The sequence below is a fragment of the Pseudomonas sp. 31-12 genome (genome assembly GCF_003151075.1).
In the GTDB taxonomy this organism is placed as follows: Bacteria; Pseudomonadota; Gammaproteobacteria; order Pseudomonadales; family Pseudomonadaceae; genus Aquipseudomonas.
This window is the reverse complement of the sequence record NZ_CP029482.1, coordinates 1,209,958-1,229,497: the sequence shown is the minus strand read 5'-3', so window position 1 is coordinate 1,229,497 and position 19,540 is coordinate 1,209,958. Positions and strand designations below refer to the sequence as shown.

The following is a 19,540-nucleotide window of genomic DNA, read 5'->3' as shown; positions in this document are numbered from 1 at the left end:
TTAGAAATAACCCTGACGTTTCTTTTCTTCCATCGAGCCTGCGCCATCGTGGTCGATGACCCGGCCCTGGCGTTCGGAAGTTCGCGTCAGGAGCATTTCCTGAATGATGTCGGTCAGGCTGGTGGCCTCGGACTCGACCGCACCGGTCAGCGGGTAGTCGCCGAGCGTACGGAAGCGGACCTTCTTCTTGACGATGCGCGCCTTGTCTTCATCGCTCAGGTGATTGAGCAGGCGTTCGTCGTCGATCATGATCCAGGTGCCATTCATCTCGATAACGTCGCGCTCGGCGGCGAAATACAGCGGCACGATCGGGATGCCTTCAAGGTAGATGTACTGCCAGATATCCAGTTCGGTCCAGTTCGACAACGGGAATACACGAATGGATTCGCCCTTGTTGACGTTGCCGTTATAGACGTTCCACAGTTCCGGGCGCTGGTTTTTCGGGTCCCAGCGGTGCTTGGTATCGCGGAAGGAATACACGCGCTCTTTGGCACGGGACTTCTCTTCGTCGCGGCGAGCACCACCGAAAGCGGCATCGAAACCATACTTGTCGAGGGCTTGTTTCAGGCCTTCGGTTTTCATGATGTCGGTGTGCTTGGCACTGCCGTGGGTCAGCGGGTTGATGCCCTGCGCGACGCCATCAGGGTTCACGTGCACGATGAGGTCCAGGCCGAGATCTTCGACCATGCGGTCGCGGAACGCGTACATTTCCTTGAACTTCCACCGGGTGTCGACGTGCATCACCGGGAACGGCAGTTTGCCCGGGAAGAATGCCTTGCGCGCAAGGTGCAGCATCACGGCGGAGTCTTTACCGACGGAGTACAGCATCACCGGGTTATCGAACTCGGCGGCGACCTCGCGGATGATGTGGATGCTTTCGGCCTCCAGCTGTTTCAGATGCGTCAGTTTGTCGACCATGGCTACTCACGAAAACGATCTTATGGACGGCCAGCGGGCCGTGTTCGAGCGAGGAATCCTAGCACAGCGACCTCTTCTAATCAGGCCGCCGACTAGATCGAAAGGGTATATGAATATACCCCCTCGTTTGGGCACCGAAGACCCTGTGGGAGCGGGCTTGCTCGCGAAAGCGGTGGGTCCGTCAACGTTGTTGTCGTCTGACACGGCCTCTTCGCGAGCAAGCCCGCTCCCACATTTGATCTGCGGTGATCTCAGATCGGATTCGGGCAATCGATGAAGATGTGCTCGAGGGCGAACCGGCGGGCCAGGTAATCGCCCAATGCCTGCACGCCGTAACGCTCGGTGGCGTGGTGACCGGCGGCGATGAAGCTGATGTCGTTTTCCCGGGCGCTGTGGAAAGTCTGCTCCGAAGCCTCGCCACTAAGGTACAAATCGACCCCGGCCAGCACGGCCTGATCGATGTAACCCTGGCCACCACCGGTGCACCAGCCAACGCGACGGATCATCTCGCTACCTTCAATCAGCAGCGGTTCACGCCCCATGACTTCCTGCACACGACGGGCAAAATCACGCGGCGTCATCGGTTCGCTCAACGAGCCAACGAGGCCGACCACTTTAAGGTTGTCAGGATCCAGCGGGCCTTCGACCGTGATGTCGAGCTGACGCGCCAGCTGCACGTTGTTGCCAACGTCCGGGTGCAGATCCAGAGGCAAGTGATAGGACAGCAGGCTGATGTCGTGCTTGAGCAGGGTTTTCAACCTACGCTGCTTCATGCCGGTGATGCACGGGTTCTCGCCCTTCCAGAAATAGCCGTGATGCACCAGCACCAGATCGGCCTGCGCTTCGACGGCGGCGTCCAGCAGCGCTTGGCTGGCGGTGACGCCACTGACGATGCGCATCACCTGCGGGCGGCCTTCGACCTGCAAGCCGTTGGGGCAGTAATCGGCAATCCTGGCACTGTTAAGGTAACGGTCGGCTTCTTCGACCAGGGTGCTCAAGGCGACGGCCATAAAAGACTCCTAAATATCCCGTTCAGAGGCGAGCTGCGCCTCGTATAATGCGCGACATTATGGGCGGTCTCATACCGCCTGCAACCTCTCAGGACGTGCTTAATGCTCAAGGCGCTGCGTTTTTCCGGCTGGCCGTTGTTGGCCGGCGTGCTTATCGCTCTGTTGATCATCCAGCGTTACCCGCAGTGGGTCGGGCTTCCGAGCCTCGACGTCAACCTGCAGCAAGCCCCGCAAACCACCACGATGCAGCAAGGTCCGGTGTCCTATGCCGACGCGGTCACCACGGCCGCGCCGTCGGTGGTGAACCTGTACACCACCAAAGTCATCAACAAACCGAACCATCCGTTGTTCGAAGATCCGCAGTTCCGCCGCTTCTTCGGCGACAACTCGCCCAAGCAGAAACGCATGGAGTCGAGCCTGGGTTCGGGCGTGATCATGAGCCCGGAAGGTTATTTGCTGACCAACAACCACGTGACCAGCGGCGCCGACCAGATTGTGGTCGCGCTCAAGGATGGCCGTGAAACCCTGGCCCGGGTGATCGGCAGCGACCCGGAAACCGACCTCGCCGTCCTGAAGATCGATCTGAAAAACCTGCCGTCGATCACCGTCGGCCGCTCCGACAACATTCGCATCGGTGACGTCGCGCTGGCCATCGGCAACCCGTTCGGGGTCGGCCAGACCGTGACCATGGGCATCATCAGCGCCACCGGGCGTAACCAGTTGGGCCTGAACAACTACGAAGACTTCATCCAGACCGACGCCGCGATCAACCCCGGCAACTCCGGCGGTGCGCTGGTGGACGCCAACGGCAACCTGACCGGCATCAACACGGCGATCTTCTCCAAGTCTGGCGGCTCGCAAGGCATCGGTTTTGCGATCCCGGTCAAACTGGCCATGGAAGTGATGAAGTCGATCATCGAACACGGCCAGGTGATTCGCGGCTGGCTCGGCATCGAAGTGCAGCCATTGAGTCAGGAACTGGCGGAGTCGTTTGGTCTGTCGGGGCGCCCGGGGATTGTGGTCGCAGGGATTTTCCGCGACGGTCCGGCGCAGAAGGCCGGCCTACAATTGGGCGACGTAATCCTCAGCATCGACGGCGAACCGGCCGGCGACGGTCGTCGTTCGATGAACCAGGTCGCGCGGATCAAACCGACCGACAAGGTCACGATTCAGGTGATGCGCAATGGCAAAGAGCTGAAGCTCACGGCTGAGATCGGCCTGCGTCCGCCACCGGCGCCGGTTAAAGAGAAAGAAGAAGGCTGACATCAACCCGAGGATTTCGGGCTAATAGAAGACAGTCTCATTAGACATGTTATATTGTTTCAATATCTCAATTGGAACAACATAACATGTCGTCTCGAACAATGGCTTCCGTGGCAAGTCTTGCCCTTGGCCTGCTGGCGGATCCGGTCTTCGCAGAAGAGCCCGGCACCCTCGAACTGGACGCCATAAGCGTCACCTCCGACTACGAATCGCCCACCGGCCCGGTCAAGGGCTACCGCGCCACGCGCTCTTCCAGCGCGACCAAAACCGACTCCGCGATCCGCGACATCCCGCAATCCATCAGCGTGATTCCCGTCAGTGTGCTCAATGACCTGGGCAGCACCAGCGTCGAGCGTGCCCTGGATTTTGCCGGTGGTGTGTCGAAGCAGAATAACTTCGGCGGCCTGACGCTTTACGAATACAGCGTGCGTGGCTTCACCACGTCGGAGTTCTACAAGGACGGCTTCAGCGCCAACCGTGGCTATCCGAGCACGCCGGACGCGGCCAACATCGAGCGCATCGAAGTGCTCAAAGGCCCCGCTGCCAGCCTCTATGGACGCGGCGATCCCGGCGGTACGGTGAACATCGTCACCAAGAAACCCCAGCCCGAAGCGTTCACCACCCTGCAAACCAGCGCCGGCAGTTGGGATCGCTATCGCACCGCCCTCGACGTCAACACGCCGCTGGATGACGACGCCAACGTGTTGTCCCGAATCAACCTGTCCGTCGAGGACAACCACAGCTTTCGCGATCACGTCGACAGCCAGCGAGTGTTCGTCGCACCCTCCTTCAGTTGGCAATTGAACCCGGACACCAGTCTGTTGGTGGAGAGTGAATTCGTGCGTCACAGCTCCACGTTCGATCGCGGCATTGTCGCGCCGAATAACAAGTGGAGCGGCGTGTCACGTTCGACCTTCCTCGGCGAACCCAACGACGGCAACATCGACAACCACAACAACCTGCTGCAAGCCACGCTCGAACATCATCTCAATGACAGTTGGAAACTACGCCTGGCCAGCCATTACAAGGAAGGCAAACTCTGGGGCTACGCCTCCGAAAATCGCCCGCTGAATGCCGACGGCCACACCGTCAATCGACGTTATCGCGAGCGCGATACCAATTGGCACGACAGCATCACCCAACTCGAATTGCGCGGTCTGTTCGACCTCGGCAGCTGGCAGCACGAACTGCTGATCGGCACCGAATATGAGAACTTCCGCAAGAACGAACGGGTCACGACCATTGCCGGCGGCCCCTACGCCATCGACATTTATCAGCCCATCTACGGCCAGCCGAAACCCAACGGCACGCGCTCGGGCACTGACCTTTTCGAACACGTCGAAAGCCGCGCGCTGAATCTGCAGGACCAGATCGTCTTCACTGACAAACTGCGCGGCATGCTCGGCGCCCGCTTCGAACATTTCGAGCAAAGCATCGACGATCACAGCCGCGGCACCACCAGCCGTCAGAGCCACGATGCGCTGACCCAACGGGCCGGCCTGCTCTATCAACTGACACCCGAAGTCGGGCTGTTCGCCAACGCGTCCACCTCGTTCAAACCGAACAATGGCCTGGACGCTGGCGGCAAATCCTTCGACCCGGAAGAAGGCGTCGGATACGAAGTGGGGATCAAGAGCGAGCTGTTCGACGACCGTTTGAGCACCACCCTCGCCGCCTTCCATATCGAAAAGGAAAACGTCCTCGCACTCGACCCGGGCACCGACACCAGCCGCGCCATGGGCAAGGCCCGCAGCCAGGGATTCGACCTGCAAGTCACCGGGCAGGTGACCGACGCCGTGCGAGTGATCGGCGCCTTCGCCTACATCGACGCCGAGGTCACCGAAGGCGACAAAGTGATTCCCACCGGCAGCCGCATCCTCGGCGTCGCCAAGCGTAGCGGCAGTCTGCTGGGTGTTTATGAATTTCAGGATGGCCATTTGCGCGGCTCAGACGTCGGCGCGGCGTTCACGTACGTCGGTGATCGCTCAGGCGAATCCGGCAGCGATTTTGAGCTCCCCGCCTACCACACCGTCGACCTGCTGGCCCATTACAAGGCCAGTGAAAACGTCACTGTCGGCCTGAACCTGAACAACCTGTTCGACGAGAAATACTACGAGCGCTCGTACAGCAATTACTGGGTCAACCCCGGCGAGCCGCGCAATTTCACCGTCAGCCTCACACTCAATCTGTAAAAGGAAGTTCCCATGCACCCTCTCAAACCCGCACTGCTCAGCCTGCTGCTCGGCCTGTTGTTTACCGGCCAGGCCTCGGCCCATGGTCTCTGGACCGAACAACGTCGCGGCAACATCGAAGTGATTTACGGCCACGGTGCCGAGGACAACGCCTTCAAGGCGCAGAAAATCAGCGGTGCCTGGGCCTATGACGCCAACGGCAAAATGATCCCGGTGACCGTGCAACGCCTGGCCGATCATGCGCGTTTACAACCCTTGAAACCGCCCGCCGTGATGGCCGTGGCACTGGACAACGGCATGTGGTCGCAGACGGCGGATAAAAAGTGGATCAACGAAGGACGCAGTAAAGTGCCGGGGGCGATCGAGTCAACGCAGACCTTCAAATACAGCCTGGCGATCTATCAGCCAGGGGCGAAGTTGCCGAAGCTGGATCAGATGAAGCTGCTGATTCTGCCGGAGGTCGATCCGCTGACGGTCGGACCGGGCAAGTTGCTGCCCGTGCGGGTGCTGCTCGATGGGAAACCGGCGGCGGGGGTGAAGTTGATTGGTGACTATCGCAGTGCGCCGAATACGTTGAGCACCGAGACGGATAAGGACGGCCGTGCGCAGGTGGTGGTGCGTAATGAAGGGTTGAATGTGATTTCGGCGCAGATGGAGATTGTGCTGAAGGACAATCCGGATGTGGCGACGCGCGGGGTGTTCAGCTCGCTGACGTTCCTGGGCGAACCGCATCACGAATAACCCACAAAACCCTGTAGGAGCGAGGCTTGCCCGCGATGAACGATAACGCGGTGTATCAGTTACACCGCGTTATCGTTCATCGCGGGCAAGCCACGCGCCCACAGGATCGGGGGTGTTCCTTAAAGGTCGCCCAGGCCGTCGATCAGTGCCTGATTCTGTTCAGGCGTGCCGATGGAAATCCGCAGGAACTGTGCAATCCGCTCCTGCTTGAAGTGCCGGACGATCACGCCCTGCTCACGCAGCTTCGCAGCCAATCCCGCCGCGTCATGCTTCGGATGGCGCGCGAAAATGAAGTTCGCCGCGGACGGCAGCACTTCAAAGCCCTTCCCTTCCAGTTGCGCAACCACCCACTCACGATGATCGATGACCAACCGGCAGGTCTTGTCGAAGTATTCACGGTCTTCAAACGCAGCAGCAGCCCCGACATTTGCCAGGCGATCCAGTGGATAAGAGTTGAAGCTGTTCTTGATCCGCTCCAGCGCCTCGATCAAATCGGGATGCCCCACCGCCAGACCAACCCGCAGGCCGGCCAGCGAGCGGGACTTGGACAGGGTCTGAGTCACCAGCAGGTTCGGATAACGGTCGACCAAAGTGATTGCCGTCTCCCCACCAAAGTCGATGTAAGCCTCATCCACCACGACCACCGAATCCGGGCTGGCCTTGAGGATTTGCTCAACCGCTTCCAGCGCCAACAGGCAACCGGTCGGCGCGTTAGGGTTCGGGAAGATGATCCCGCCGTTAGGCTTGGCATAATCCGCCGGGTTGATCTGGAACTGTTCGTCCAGCGGCACCGCGTCGAACTTGATGCCATACAACCCGCAGTAGACCGGATAGAAGCTGTAGCTGATGTCCGGGAACAACACCGCTTTGTCGTGTTGCAGCAAGCCGTGGAAAATGTGCGCCAGGACTTCGTCCGAGCCGTTGCCGAGGAACACCTGATTGGCCTGCACGCCGTAATACGCAGCCACGGCGTTTTTCAGCAGATCGCTGTTCGGGTCCGGATACAGACGCAGGTTGTCGTTGAGCTCGGTCTGCATCGCCGCCAAGGCTTTGGGCGAGGGGCCGTACGGGTTTTCGTTGGTGTTGAGCTTGACCAGTTTCGCCAGTTTCGGCTGCTCGCCCGGCACGTAGGGCACCAGATCCTTGACGAACGGGCTCCAGAATTTACTCATGTTCAGTTCCCCTGCCCTTGTGAAGAGTCTTCGTCAACGATGCGATATTCGGCGCTCCGCGCGTGGGCGGTCAGCGACTCGCCACGGGCCAGCACGGAAGCGGTTTTGCCCAGTTCGGAGGCACCCTGCTCGGAGCAGAAGATGATCGACGAGCGTTTCTGGAAGTCGTAAACACCCAGTGGCGAAGAGAAGCGCGCGGTGCCGGACGTCGGCAACACGTGGTTTGGACCTGCGCAATAGTCGCCCAGGGCTTCGGACGTGTGACGGCCCATGAAGATCGCGCCCGCGTGTCGGATCAGCGGCAGCCAGGCTTGCGGATCGGCGACCGACAACTCCAGGTGCTCCGGCGCAATGCGGTTGGCCACTTCGATGGCTTGCTCCATGTCACGAACCAGAATCAGGGCGCCACGGCCATTGATTGAGGTTTCGATAATCTCGGCGCGTTCCATGGTCGGCAGCAGTTTGGCGATGCTCGCGGCGACCTTGTCGAGGAACTCGGCGTCCGGGCTGACCAGAATCGCCTGGGCGTCTTCGTCGTGCTCGGCCTGGGAGAACAGGTCCATGGCGATCCAGTCCGGATCGGTCTGGCCGTCGCACACCACGAGGATTTCCGACGGGCCGGCGATCATGTCGATGCCAACTTGCCCGAACACGTGACGCTTGGCGGTGGCGACATAGATGTTGCCCGGGCCAACCACTTTGTCGACCTTCGGCACGCTTTCGGTGCCATAGGCCAATGCGGCAACCGCTTGGGCGCCGCCAATGGTGAAGACGCGGTCGACACCGGCGATGCAAGCCGCGGCCAGCACCAGTTCGTTGATTTCACCGCGCGGGGTCGGCACCACCATGACCACTTCGGTCACACCGGCGACCTTGGCCGGAATCGCGTTCATCAGCACCGAGGATGGGTACGACGCCTTGCCGCCCGGGACGTACAGGCCGGCGCGATCCAGCGGCGTGACCTTCTGGCCCAGCACCGTGCCATCAGCTTCGGTGTAGGTCCAGGAATCCTGTTTCTGCTTTTCGTGGTAGCTGCGCACACGGGCCGCGGCTTTTTCCAGCGCTTCACGCTGAGGCACGGTGATTCGGGTCAGCGCCAGTTCCAGGCGTTCGCGCGGCAGGATCAGGTCCGCCATGGACGCAACGTCCAGGCCGTCGAACTGCCGGGTGAAGTCCACCAACGCCGCATCGCCACGCTCGCGCACGGCTTTGATGATGTCCAGCACGCGCTGATTGACCGAGTCGTCAGACACACTTTCCCAGCTCAGCAGATGATCCAGATGATGCGCGAAATCCGGGTCAGCAGCGTTGAGTCGGCGAATTGCAGTCGGTGCGGTCATAGCGAGAGCCTCATAGGATTGGCAAAAAACTCAGGCACCCGAAGCTAACATTCGATCCGCTTGGGCACCTGAGAATTCTGGCTATGAGGCGGATAGACGGCGCGACTTAACGTCGCGCAGGTGAATCAGCCGCGGTGTCGAGACTCCACTGCCTTGCGCAGGGTGTCGATCAACGCCTGGATACGGGCGTGTTGCATCTTCATCGAAGCTTTGTTGACGATCAGCCGGGAGCTGATGTCGGCAATGAAATCCTGGGGTTCCAGGCCATTGGCACGCAAGGTGTTGCCGGTGTCGACCACGTCGATGATCTTGTCCGCCAGACCAATCAGCGGCGCCAGTTCCATCGAGCCGTAGAGCTTGATGATGTCGACCTGACGGCCCTGCTCGGCGTAGTAACGCTTGGCGACGTTGACGAACTTGGTCGCCACGCGCAGACGGCCCTTGGGCTCGACGTCGCCGACGCGGCCGGCGGTCATCAGCTTGCAGAGGGCAATGCGCAGGTCCAGCGGTTCGTACAGACCCTGGCCACCGTATTCCATCAGCACATCTTTACCGGCGACGCCCAGGTCCGCGGCACCATGCTCGACGTAGGTCGGCACATCGGTGGCGCGCACGATCAGCAGACGCACGTCGGCCTGAGTCGTGGGGATAATCAGCTTGCGGCTCTTGTCCGGATTCTCGGTCGGCACGATGCCCGCTTCAGCCAGAAGCGGCAGGGTGTCGTCAAGGATGCGGCCCTTGGACAGTGCGATGGTCAACATGGGAAACGTCAGTCCTTATCAGGCTACTGATGCCCGGTCGCAAACGGCGCCGGACACACTTCGAAGGCTTTCTCATAATGAAAAGACACCCTCGACTTGAAACGAAACCAACGGGCACCTCCCTGTGCCCATGCAGCAGAAACTAGCCCGGTACGCGGCGGATCTTGGCGCCGAGCATCTGCAGTTTCTCTTCGATGCACTCGTAACCACGGTCGATGTGGTAGATGCGGTCAATCAGGGTGTCGCCTTCGGCGATCAGTGCCGAGATCACCAGGCTGGCCGAAGCACGCAGGTCGGTGGCCATGACTGGCGCGCCCTTGAGCTTTTCGATGCCGGTGACGATGGCGGTGTTGCCTTCGACCTGGATGTGCGCGCCCATGCGGTGCAGTTCGTAAACGTGCATGAAGCGGTTTTCGAAAATCGTCTCGATCACAGCGCCCGTGCCTTCGGCAATGGCGTTGAGGGAGATGAACTGCGCCTGCATGTCAGTCGGGAACGCCGGGTATGGCGCGGTCCGCACGTTGACGGCTTTCGGCCGCTTGCCATGCATGTTCAGCTCGATCCAGTCTTCGCCGCAGGTGATTTCAGCACCCGACTCGCGGAGTTTTTCCAGGACGGCTTCAAGGATGGTCGGATCAGTGTCCTTGACCTTCACGCGACCGCCGGTCACGGCTGCCGCTACCAGGTAGGTGCCGGTTTCGATACGGTCAGGCATCACTTTGTAGGTGGTCGGGTGCAGACGCTCAACGCCATCGATGGTGATGGTGTCGGTGCCGGCGCCAGTGATCTTGGCACCCATGGCGATCAGGAAGTTCGCCAGGTCGATGACTTCAGGTTCGCGAGCGGCGTTTTGCAACACGCTGCGGCCCTTGGCCAGAGCGGCGGCCATCATGATGTTTTCGGTACCGGTCACGCTGACGGTGTCGAAGAAGAAGTGCGCACCGCGCAAACCGCCTTCTGGCGCCTTGGCCTTGATGTAGCCGCCTTCGACGTCGATGACTGCGCCCATGGCTTCAAGACCACGGATGTGCAGGTCAACCGGACGCGAACCGATGGCGCAACCGCCAGGCAGGGCGACTTCGGCTTCACCGAAACGGGCTACCATCGGGCCCAGCACCAGGATCGACGCACGCATGGTTTTCACCAGTTCGTACGGGGCGATCAGGGTCTTGATGGTGCGCGGGTCGATTTCGACGCTGAGCTTCTCGTCGATCACCGGCTCGATGCCCATGCGACCGAACAGCTCGATCATGGTAGTGATGTCGTGCAGGTGCGGCAGGTTGGCAACGGTTACCGGGCCATCGCACAGCAGGGTTGCAGCCAGGATCGGCAGGGCAGAGTTCTTTGCCCCGGAGATGCGGATTTCGCCGTCAAGACGAACGCCGCCAGTAATAATCAATTTATCCATAAGAATCTCGACGCCCTTGGGCTCAGGTGCGCTCGGCCCAGGCCGCGCTGCTGAAAAATTTCATAGTGACCGCATGGATGCTGCCATCGGTGATCCATGGGTTCAAATGGGCATAGATCTGCTGCTGACGCTTCACCGGGCTCAACGCCGCCAGTTCATCGCTAATCACGTTCAGCTGGAAATTGCAGCCTTCGCCCTCAACTTCTACCAACGTTCCGGGCAGCTTTCCTTCAAGGAAGCTCTTCACTTCTACGGCCTGCATGCTCAACCTCAATCGGCGCCCTGTGCGCGCGGGTCGGACATCATACAAAAAAGCCCCGCGCCTGCGAACCCCGCGAAGCAGGACTCTGACGGGGGGCTTCTTTATAGATGCTGGTTAGGGATGCGCCAACAGCTCGGTCAATTCGCTGACCTGAGCGATTTCACGCATGTCTTCTGGCATCCCGCGAATGCTCAGCGCCTTGCCGGCCGCCTCAGCATCGCGCATGAAGCACAGCAGCAGGGACAAGCCCACGCTGCTGGACTTCAACACAGCCGAACAATCGACCACCACTTCGGCAGCCGTACTGGATTTGATCAACGCCTGCCCCTGCTTGCGCAGACCAGGGCCGGTGCGGTAATCCAGCATGCCACTGAGTCGCAGCTCGCCGGTTTCGCTCATGCGAATGGCCGACACACTCATTGCGTAGACTTCTCGGTGGCGTCCGCGGATTTTTCCTTGGCTTTGGCGACTTCCCCGGCCCAACCGTTGATGGTCTTGTCCAGGTCATTGCCATTGCGCTGCATCGCATCAGCGAACTGATCGCGGAACAGCTTGCCGATGTTGATACCGTTGATGATCACGTTACGCAGTTTCCACTCGCCGTTGATCTTCTCGAGTGTGTACGACACGGGATAGATCGAGCCATTGGTGCCTTTGACCGTCATGCCAACGCTGGTACGGTCTCCGGACTCATCCTTGGCAGGATCGACGGTGATGCCCTGATTGTTGTACTCGAGCAAGGCGTTACCATAGAACTGGAACAGGCCTCTTTTGAAGTTCTCTTCAAAGGTCTTCATCTGCGCCGGCGTGGCTTTGCGCGAGTATTTGACCGTCATGATGCTTTTGGAAATGCCCTCGGCATCCACCACCGGCCCGACGATGGTGTTCAGCGCCGTGTAAAAGTCTTGCGGGTCCTGCTTGTACTTCTCTTTGTTGACCGACAGATCGGCGAGCAGCCGATCGGTGGTGTCTTTAACGATATCGTGCGCTGAGGGCGCTGCCACGGCGTGAGCCATCAACGGCAAAGCCGTGAGTAAAATCAACAGGCTACGTCGCAAGGTAGAGATCATTCAAAAGCTCCTCATTTGGCGTCTTTGCTAACGGTATTGAGCAGGAATTTACCGATCAGGTCCTCGAGCACCAGCGACGACTGCGTGTCGTGGATGGTTCCACCATCCTTGAGCAGGGCTTCTTCCCCGCCCACGCTGATACCGATGTATTTCTCGCCCAACAGGCCAGCCGTCAGGATAGATGCAGTGGAGTCAGCCGGCAGGTTATCTACGCGCTTTTCCAGTTGCATGGTCACCCGACCGGTGAAACTGTCGCGGTCCAGATCGATCGCCGTGACCTTGCCGATGGTCACACCGGCCATGGTCACTTTAGCTCTGACCGTCAAACCGGCGATATTGTCGAAATACGCATAAAGTTTATAAGTATCGGTGGTGGCGCTCGGGGACAGGCCACTGACCCGCAACGCTAGCAACAGCAAAGCCAGAATGCCAGCCAGCAAGAAAAGGCCGACACCGATTTCCAGGGTGCGGTTTTGCATCAGAAATCTCCAAACATCAAGGCGGTCAAAATAAAGTCCAGGCCGAGCACTGCCAAAGAGGCATACACCACGGTCTTGGTAGTGGCACGACTGATCCCCTCGGAAGTGGGCTCGCAGTCATAGCCTTGGAATACGGCGATCCAGGTCACGACAAAGGCGAAGACGATGCTCTTGATGATGCCGTTGAGCACATCATCGGTGAAAGTCACGCTGTTCTGCATGTTGGACCAGTAGGAACCTTCATAGACACCCAACCAGTCGACAGCCACCCACGAACCGCCCCAGATACCCACCACGCTGAAAATCATCGCCAGCACCGGCAGGGAAATGAAGCCGGCCCACAGGCGCGGGGCAATGATGTACTTGAGCGGGTCGACACCAATCATTTCCAGACTGGACAACTGTTCGGTGGATTTCATGTTGCCGATTTCGGCGGTCAACGCCGAACCCGCGCGCCCGGCGAACAGCAATGCCGTGACCACAGGACCGAGTTCACGCAACAGCGTCAGCGCAACCATCTGCCCGACCGCCTGCTCCGAACCGTAGCTGGACAGAATGTTGAAGCCTTGCAGCGCCAGCACCATGCCGATGAACACCCCGGAGACCACAATGATCACCAGGGACATCACGCCCACGGAATGCAGTTGCTTGATCAGCAGGCCAAAACCGCCGCCGATACCGCCGCGGCCGAGCAAGGCATGAAACAGGAAAATCGCCGAACGCCCGAACACCGACAACACATCGATGCCGCCGTGGCCGAATCGACGCACGCGTTCTAATAGTGAAATCTTGCGCATCAACGCTTCCCCAGGAGATCTGCGCGGTAATCCGTCGCTGGAAAGTGGTATGCAACCGGACCGTCGGGCTCGCCGGTCATGAATTGACGAATCCGTGGTTCCTGAGAATTCATCAGCTCTTCGGGAGTGCCCTGCCCCAGGACTTGCCCCTCGCCCACCACATAGATGTAGTCGGCAATGCTGGCGGTCTCGGCCAGATCGTGGGAAACCACGATGCTGGTGATGCCCAGCGCATCGTTGAGCAAGCGGATCAGGCGCACCAACACGCCCATGGCGATAGGGTCCTGGCCGACAAAGGGTTCGTCGTACATGAGGATCTGCGGATCGAGGGCAATCGCCCGCGCCAGCGCGACACGGCGCTTCATGCCACCGGACAGCTCGTCGGGCATCAGGTCGATGGCGCCACGCAGCCCCACGGCCTGCAATTTGAGCAGGACGATGTCACGGATCATTTCTTCCGGCAGCTCGGTATGAACGCGCAGCGGAAAGGCGACGTTCTCGAACACATCGAGGTCGGTAAACAGCGCGCCGCTCTGGAACAGCACGCCCATGTGCTTGCGCGCATCGAACAGATCGCTGCGCGACAGCTTCGGCAGGTTCTGGCCATTGACCCAGACTTCGCCCTTGGTAGGACGCAGCTGTGCGCCCATCAGACGCAACAGCGTGGTCTTGCCACACCCGGAAGGCCCCATGATGCCGGTGACCTTGCCGCGTGGGATACGGATATCGACGTTATTGAAAATGCTGCGCGCACCGCGCTTGAAGGACAGTCCCTTCAGCTCGACCGCGTAGGCGTTATCGGCACTCATCTAAACTCCTTGCGATGCAGCCTCACACTCGGACGCCTGGCTTCCTGACGAAAGCACATACCTCCCCGGGCAGGCCGAACTGGCGGCGAACTATATCACTGCAAAGGCCAAGCGCCCAAGGCCCAAGCCGGCCCATGTTCAGCAACATGACAGGCAAAAAGCCTCGCCCAGAGAGGATTCGGTAACAGGGAATGACAAAGCATGACGAACTTGCGTGAGGGTTTTGATCATTACCGCTATAATCGCCGCCTTTTCATCAGGCTATACGATTTCTGACATGAGCCAATCCAGCGACCTGATTCAATCTGCACAACGCACCATCCGCCTCGAACTGGAAGCCGTACAAGGCTTGCTGCCCCATATCGACGCAGATTTCGTACGCGCTTGCGAGATGATTCTGGAGAGCAAAGGCCGCGTGGTCGTGGTCGGCATGGGCAAATCGGGGCACATCGGCAACAAGATCGCCGCCACCCTGGCCAGCACCGGCACCACGGCGTTTTTCGTGCACCCGGCCGAAGCCAGCCACGGCGACATGGGCATGATCACGCGCGATGACATCATCCTGGCCCTGTCGAACTCCGGCTCGACCAATGAAATCGTCACCCTGCTGCCCCTGATCAAGCGTCTGGGCATCAAATTGATCAGCGTGACCGGCAATCCGGACTCGGCGCTGGCCAAGGCTGCCGAGGTCAATCTCAACGTTCACGTCGAGCACGAAGCCTGCCCGCTGAACCTGGCGCCGACCTCTTCGACCACCGCCGCGCTGGTCATGGGCGACGCCCTGGCTGTTGCGCTGCTGGAAGCCCGGGGCTTTACCGCTGAAGATTTCGCCTTTTCCCACCCGGGCGGCGCGCTGGGCCGACGCCTGCTGCTGAAAGTCGAAAACGTCATGCACGCCGGCCAAGAGCTACCACAGGTTCAGCGCGGCACGCTGCTCAAGGACGCGCTGATGGAAATGACCCGCAAGGGCCTGGGCATGACCGTAATCCTCGAAGCCAATGGCAAACTGGCAGGAATCTTCACTGATGGTGACTTGCGCCGTACGCTGGACCGCAGCATCGACATCCACAGCGCCACCATCGATCAGGTCATGACTGCGCACGGCAAGACCGCTCGCGCCGAGATGCTCGCCGCCGAAGCCCTGAAAATCATGGAAGACCACAAGATTAACGCACTGGTCGTGGTCGACAGCGAAGACCGTCCGGTCGGCGCCTTGAACATGCACGACTTGCTGCGTGCGGGAGTAATGTAATGAGCACGGACCTGCTGCAACGCGGCAAACAGATCAAACTCGCGGTATTCGATGTCGATGGCGTGCTGACCGACGGGCGCCTGTACTTCCTCGAAGACGGCAGTGAATTCAAGACGTTCAACACCCTCGACGGCCAAGGCATCAAGATGTTGATGGCAGCCGGCGTGCAGACCGCTATCATCAGCGGCCGCAAGACCCCGGTGGTCGAACGTCGAGCGAAAAACCTCGGCATTCCACACGTTTACCAGGGGCGCGAAGACAAACTGGTGGTGCTCGACGAGCTTCTGGCTCAACTCAACCTAAGCTATGAACAGGTCGCCTATCTGGGCGACGATTTGCCGGACCTGCCGGTGATTCGTCGCGTGGGCCTGGGCATGGCCGTAGCAAACGCCGCCAGCTTCGTGCGCGAACACGCCCACGGCATCACCCTGGCCCGTGGTGGCGAGGGTGCCGCACGCGAATTCTGTGAATTGATCCTGCGCGCCCAGGGCCGCCTCGATGCGGCCAACGCCGCGTACCTGTGAGCCCACTATGCTGAGCAAAAAGATTCGTAACATCCTGTTGTTCGGTTGCATCGCGGCGCTGTTCGCCGCGGTCGGCTACTGGAACATCAGCCCCGAACGCTTCCTCGACAAACCCGTGGTCAAGGTCGATGAAAGCGCGATCGACTATTACGCCCTGAACGCCCACAGCGTGCAGTACCTGCCGGACGGCAAATTGCAGTATGAAATGACGTCCGACAAGGTCGAACACCTGAAAGTGAGCGAGGTGACGTTGCTGACCAACCCTGACCTGAACATGTTTCGTGGTACCGAGTTTCCCTGGCACGTCCAGAGTGAGCACGGCGAAGTCAACCCGGACGGCACTCAGGTCGAGCTGATCGACTCGGTCCGCATCACGCGTTTCGACGAGAAAAACCGCAAAACCCTGATTACCACCACCCGTATGACTGTGTTCCCCAAGGAGCAATATGCGCAGACCGATCAACCCGTTAGAATCGACGGCGCTGGCGGTGTATCGACAGGCAACGGAATGAAAGCGTACTTGAAAGAAAGCAGGATACACCTGCTATCGAACGTAAGAGGACAGTATGAGGCTCGTTAAAACTCTCCCTATTTTGCTCAGTCTGGGCGCAGCACTGGGAAGCGTGAGCGCCTGGGGTCTGCCGAACGATCAAGAGCAGCCTATCCGCATTCAGGCCGACGACGCCCAACTGGACGACAAGAATGGCGTTGCCACCTATAAGGGTGACGTGATCATTACTCAGGGCTCGATGAAGGTCACCGGCAATACCGTGACCATCACTCGCACCTCGACTGGCGACATTGACGTGGTGACATCGGTGGGCAACCTTGCCTACTTTGAGCAGATGCAGACGGCTGGCGACACCAAGCCTGTGCAAGGCTGGGGGGTGACCATCCAGTACCACGCCTCGCAAAACCGCGTCGTGCTGATCGATAAAGCGAAAGTCATCGACAAGGACAACAACACCACCCAAGGCGAGAAAATCGTCTACGACACCCAGAAAAAGCTTGCGAGCGCCGGGCGTGCTACGGGCAGCAAGGTCACCGAGTCGCGTCCGCGCATTGACATGGTGATCCAGCCGAAAAAGAAAACCGAAGAGCAAAAGGCCCCGTAATGGCAACTCTGAAAGCTCAGCATCTGGCCAAGAGCTACAAGAGCCGCCAGGTCGTGCGTGACGTCAGCCTGTCCATCGACAGCGGTCAGATCGTCGGCCTGCTGGGCCCTAACGGCGCCGGCAAGACCACCTGCTTCTACATGATCGTTGGCCTTGTGCAGGCCGATCAGGGTCGCGTACTGATCGACGACCTGGACGTCAGCCACCAGCCGATGCACGGTCGTGCAAAGGCCGGTATCGGCTATCTTCCGCAAGAAGCGTCGATCTTCCGCAAACTCTCGGTTGCGGACAACATCATGGCCATCCTCGAGACCCGCAAGGAACTCGACAAGGCCGATCGTCGCAAGGAGCTGGAAAGCCTGCTGCAGGAATTCCACATCAGCCACATCCGCGACAACCTCGGCATGAGCCTGTCCGGTGGTGAGCGCCGCCGCGTGGAAATCGCCCGGGCACTGGCCACCAACCCGAAATTCATCCTGCTCGATGAACCTTTCGCCGGTGTGGACCCGATCTCGGTGGGCGACATCAAACAGATCATCTACCACCTCAAGGCCAAAGGCATTGGCGTGCTGATCACTGACCACAACGTCCGTGAGACCCTGGATATCTGCGAAACTGCCTACATCGTAAACGATGGCCAGCTGATCGCCGAAGGTGACTCCGCCACCATCCTGGCCAACGAACTGGTCAAGGAAGTGTATCTGGGCCACGAGTTCCGCCTGTAAGCGCTGACGTGTCTGGCTGGTTGTCCGAGCGCTCGTCTCGATAAAAAATCAATACTTTTTTATTGTTACAGCGCTCTAGGCAAACGCTGCAGTTTCGGGCATATAATTTGCTTATGTTTGGCGCTCCGGCGCCCTGTAGTGGATGGCGCATGTGCGCCGGCGAATAAGGTGTTAAGCCCCTGCCATGAAACCATCGCTAGTCTTGAGAATGGGCCAGCAGCTGACGATGACACCGCAGCTGCAACAGGCCATCCGCCTGCTCCAATTGTCGACCCTGGACCTGCAACAGGAAATCCAGGAGGCCCTGGAGTCCAATCCGATGCTCGAACGCCAGGAAGAAGGCGACGACTTCGATAACGCCGACCCATTGGCCGACAAAGCCGAACAGCTCCCCAACGCCGATGTTTCGGAACCCTCCTATCAGGAAACCGCCCCGACGGTGGATAACCTCGAGGAAGGTGACTGGAACGAGCGCATTCCCAACGAACTGCCTGTCGATACCGCGTGGGAAGACGTCTACCAGACCAGCGCCAGCAGCCTGCCCAGCAGCGATGACGACGAGTGGGATTTCACCACCCGCACATCGGCCGGCGAAAGCCTGCAAAGCCATTTGTTGTGGCAACTGAACCTGGCACCGATGTCCGACACCGATCGCCTGATAGCCGTGACCCTGATCGACTGCATCAACAATCAGGGTTACCTGGACGAAACCCTCGAGGAAATTCTCGAAGCCTTCGATCCGGAACTGGACATTGAACTGGACGAAATCGAAGCCGTCCTGCACCGCATCCAGCAATTCGAGCCGGCCGGCATCGGCGCCCGCAATCTGGGTGAATGCCTGCTGCTGCAACTGCGCCAGCTGCCCGCCAAGACGCCTTGGCTGGCCGAAGCCAAGCGCCTGGTCACCGACTACATCGACCTGCTCGGCAGCCGCGACTACAGCCAGCTGATGCGCCGCATGAAGCTCAAGGAAGATGAACTGCGCCAGGTGATCGAACTGGTGCAGAGCCTCAACCCGCGTCCGGGCTCGCAGATCGAGTCGAGTGAAGCCGAGTACGTTGTCCCTGACGTGATCGTGCGCAAGGACAACGAGCGCTGGCTGGTCGAGCTGAACCAGGAATCGGTGCCACGGTTGCGGGTCAACGCTCAATATGCCGGTTTTGTACGCCGCGCCGACACCAGTGCCGACAACACCTTTATGCGCAATCAGCTGCAAGAAGCCCGCTGGTTCATCAAAAGCCTGCAAAGCCGCAACGAAACTCTTATGAAAGTAGCCACCCAGATCGTCGAGCATCAGCGCGGCTTCCTGGAGTACGGCGACGAAGCGATGAAACCGCTGGTCCTGCATGACATCGCCGAAGCGGTAGGCATGCACGAATCGACGATTTCCCGGGTGACTACACAGAAATTCATGCATACCCCTCGGGGCATATATGAACTGAAATACTTTTTCTCGAGCCACGTCAGCACCTCCGAAGGCGGTGAATGCTCGTCCACAGCGATCCGCGCGATCATCAAAAAACTGGTTGCTGCGGAAAATCAGAAAAAGCCGTTGAGTGACAGCAAGATCGCTGGTTTACTGGAGGCACAAGGCATTCAGGTGGCTCGCCGCACCGTCGCCAAGTACCGCGAATCCCTCGGAATCGCGCCTTCGAGCGAACGCAAGCGGTTGATGTAGAGCCACGCCACAGCGTTCCAGTGG

General features: G+C 59.5%; 21 protein-coding genes. 9 read left to right on the top strand and 12 right to left on the bottom strand.

Annotated elements, in window-relative coordinates; translation table 11 throughout:
• Together cysD and DJ564_RS05555 are read right to left on the bottom strand one after the other, a co-directional pair.
• Positions 1 to 918 (bottom strand): sulfate adenylyltransferase subunit CysD, encoded by a 918-nt coding sequence (cysD, locus tag DJ564_RS05565; protein ID WP_109628002.1) that lies wholly within the window; start codon positions 916 to 918, stop codon positions 1 to 3.
• Between the two features lie 251 nt (positions 919 to 1,169).
• Positions 1,170 to 1,928: a Nif3-like dinuclear metal center hexameric protein gene (locus DJ564_RS05555; RefSeq protein ID WP_109628001.1), complete on the bottom strand. Its 759-nt coding sequence runs from the start codon at positions 1,926 to 1,928 to the stop codon at positions 1,170 to 1,172.
• Positions 1,929 to 2,030: 102 nt separating this feature from the next.
• Here DJ564_RS05555 and algW point away from each other — a divergent pair, with 102 nt between their 5' ends.
• From algW to DJ564_RS05540, 3 genes are all read left to right on the top strand, one after another.
• Entirely contained in the window at positions 2,031 to 3,191 is a 1,161-nt protein-coding gene (gene algW, locus DJ564_RS05550; protein ID WP_109628000.1) for a Do family serine endopeptidase AlgW, read from the top strand.
• Between the two features lie 86 nt (positions 3,192 to 3,277).
• Positions 3,278 to 5,383, top strand: coding sequence for a TonB-dependent siderophore receptor (locus tag DJ564_RS05545; protein ID WP_109627999.1), 2,106 nt, complete (start codon positions 3,278 to 3,280; stop codon positions 5,381 to 5,383).
• A gap of 12 nt (positions 5,384 to 5,395) precedes the next feature.
• Entirely contained in the window at positions 5,396 to 6,124 is a 729-nt protein-coding gene (locus tag DJ564_RS05540; RefSeq protein ID WP_109627998.1) for a DUF4198 domain-containing protein, read from the top strand.
• Between the two features lie 119 nt (positions 6,125 to 6,243).
• Here the strand turns inward: DJ564_RS05540 and hisC are convergent, their stop codons facing one another.
• The 10 genes from hisC to DJ564_RS05490 form a co-directional block, all read right to left on the bottom strand.
• On the bottom strand, positions 6,244 to 7,296 hold the full coding sequence (gene hisC / locus DJ564_RS05535; RefSeq protein ID WP_109627997.1) for a histidinol-phosphate transaminase: 1,053 nt from the start codon (positions 7,294 to 7,296) through the stop codon (positions 6,244 to 6,246).
• Positions 7,297 to 7,298: 2 nt separating this feature from the next.
• Entirely contained in the window at positions 7,299 to 8,636 is a 1,338-nt protein-coding gene (gene hisD / locus DJ564_RS05530; protein ID WP_109627996.1) for a histidinol dehydrogenase, read from the bottom strand.
• A 125-nt stretch (positions 8,637 to 8,761) separates the two neighbouring features.
• On the bottom strand, positions 8,762 to 9,397 hold the full coding sequence (gene hisG, locus DJ564_RS05525; RefSeq protein WP_007901570.1) for an ATP phosphoribosyltransferase: 636 nt from the start codon (positions 9,395 to 9,397) through the stop codon (positions 8,762 to 8,764).
• A 142-nt stretch (positions 9,398 to 9,539) separates the two neighbouring features.
• Complete coding sequence (gene murA, locus DJ564_RS05520; RefSeq protein ID WP_109627995.1) at positions 9,540 to 10,805, bottom strand: UDP-N-acetylglucosamine 1-carboxyvinyltransferase; 1,266 nt, start codon at positions 10,803 to 10,805, stop codon at positions 9,540 to 9,542.
• A gap of 22 nt (positions 10,806 to 10,827) precedes the next feature.
• Positions 10,828 to 11,067, bottom strand: coding sequence for a BolA family protein (locus DJ564_RS05515; RefSeq protein WP_007912386.1), 240 nt, complete (start codon positions 11,065 to 11,067; stop codon positions 10,828 to 10,830).
• Positions 11,068 to 11,181: 114 nt separating this feature from the next.
• Complete coding sequence (locus DJ564_RS05510) at positions 11,182 to 11,487, bottom strand: lipid asymmetry maintenance protein MlaB (protein WP_109627994.1); 306 nt, start codon at positions 11,485 to 11,487, stop codon at positions 11,182 to 11,184.
• Entirely contained in the window at positions 11,484 to 12,137 is a 654-nt protein-coding gene (locus DJ564_RS05505; protein WP_109627993.1) for a phospholipid-binding protein MlaC, read from the bottom strand. The genes DJ564_RS05510 and DJ564_RS05505 overlap by 4 nt, the downstream gene beginning before the upstream one ends.
• A gap of 11 nt (positions 12,138 to 12,148) precedes the next feature.
• Positions 12,149 to 12,616, bottom strand: a complete 468-nt coding sequence (gene mlaD, locus DJ564_RS05500) for an outer membrane lipid asymmetry maintenance protein MlaD (protein ID WP_109627992.1) — start codon at positions 12,614 to 12,616, stop codon at positions 12,149 to 12,151.
• Complete coding sequence (mlaE, locus tag DJ564_RS05495) at positions 12,616 to 13,413, bottom strand: lipid asymmetry maintenance ABC transporter permease subunit MlaE (RefSeq protein ID WP_109627991.1); 798 nt, start codon at positions 13,411 to 13,413, stop codon at positions 12,616 to 12,618. The genes mlaD and mlaE overlap by 1 nt, the downstream gene beginning before the upstream one ends.
• A complete protein-coding gene (locus DJ564_RS05490; protein ID WP_109627990.1) occupies positions 13,413 to 14,222 on the bottom strand; it encodes an ATP-binding cassette domain-containing protein in 810 nt (269 codons plus the stop codon). Before DJ564_RS05490 ends, mlaE begins: the two co-directional genes overlap by 1 nt.
• A 277-nt stretch (positions 14,223 to 14,499) precedes the next feature.
• Between DJ564_RS05490 and DJ564_RS05485 the strand changes: the two genes are divergently transcribed.
• The 6 genes from DJ564_RS05485 to DJ564_RS05460 all read left to right on the top strand — a co-directional run bounded on the left by DJ564_RS05485 (position 14,500) and on the right by DJ564_RS05460 (position 19,516).
• Complete coding sequence (locus DJ564_RS05485) at positions 14,500 to 15,474, top strand: KpsF/GutQ family sugar-phosphate isomerase (protein WP_109627989.1); 975 nt, start codon at positions 14,500 to 14,502, stop codon at positions 15,472 to 15,474.
• Positions 15,474 to 15,998 (top strand): HAD family hydrolase, encoded by a 525-nt coding sequence (locus DJ564_RS05480; protein ID WP_109627988.1) that lies wholly within the window; start codon positions 15,474 to 15,476, stop codon positions 15,996 to 15,998. The genes DJ564_RS05485 and DJ564_RS05480 overlap by 1 nt, the downstream gene beginning before the upstream one ends.
• Positions 15,999 to 16,005: 7 nt before the next feature.
• On the top strand, positions 16,006 to 16,578 hold the full coding sequence (gene lptC / locus DJ564_RS05475) for an LPS export ABC transporter periplasmic protein LptC (RefSeq protein ID WP_109627987.1): 573 nt from the start codon (positions 16,006 to 16,008) through the stop codon (positions 16,576 to 16,578).
• Positions 16,565 to 17,113 carry a lipopolysaccharide transport periplasmic protein LptA gene (gene lptA, locus DJ564_RS05470; protein WP_109627986.1) on the top strand — a complete coding sequence of 183 codons (549 nt, stop codon included), beginning with the start codon at positions 16,565 to 16,567 and terminating at the stop codon, positions 17,111 to 17,113. Before lptC ends, lptA begins: the two co-directional genes overlap by 14 nt.
• Positions 17,113 to 17,838: an LPS export ABC transporter ATP-binding protein gene (lptB, locus tag DJ564_RS05465; RefSeq protein ID WP_109627985.1), complete on the top strand. Its 726-nt coding sequence runs from the start codon at positions 17,113 to 17,115 to the stop codon at positions 17,836 to 17,838. Before lptA ends, lptB begins: the two co-directional genes overlap by 1 nt.
• A gap of 184 nt (positions 17,839 to 18,022) precedes the next feature.
• Positions 18,023 to 19,516, top strand: a complete 1,494-nt coding sequence (locus tag DJ564_RS05460) for an RNA polymerase factor sigma-54 (RefSeq protein ID WP_109627984.1) — start codon at positions 18,023 to 18,025, stop codon at positions 19,514 to 19,516.
• Positions 19,517 to 19,540 lie beyond the last annotated feature (24 nt).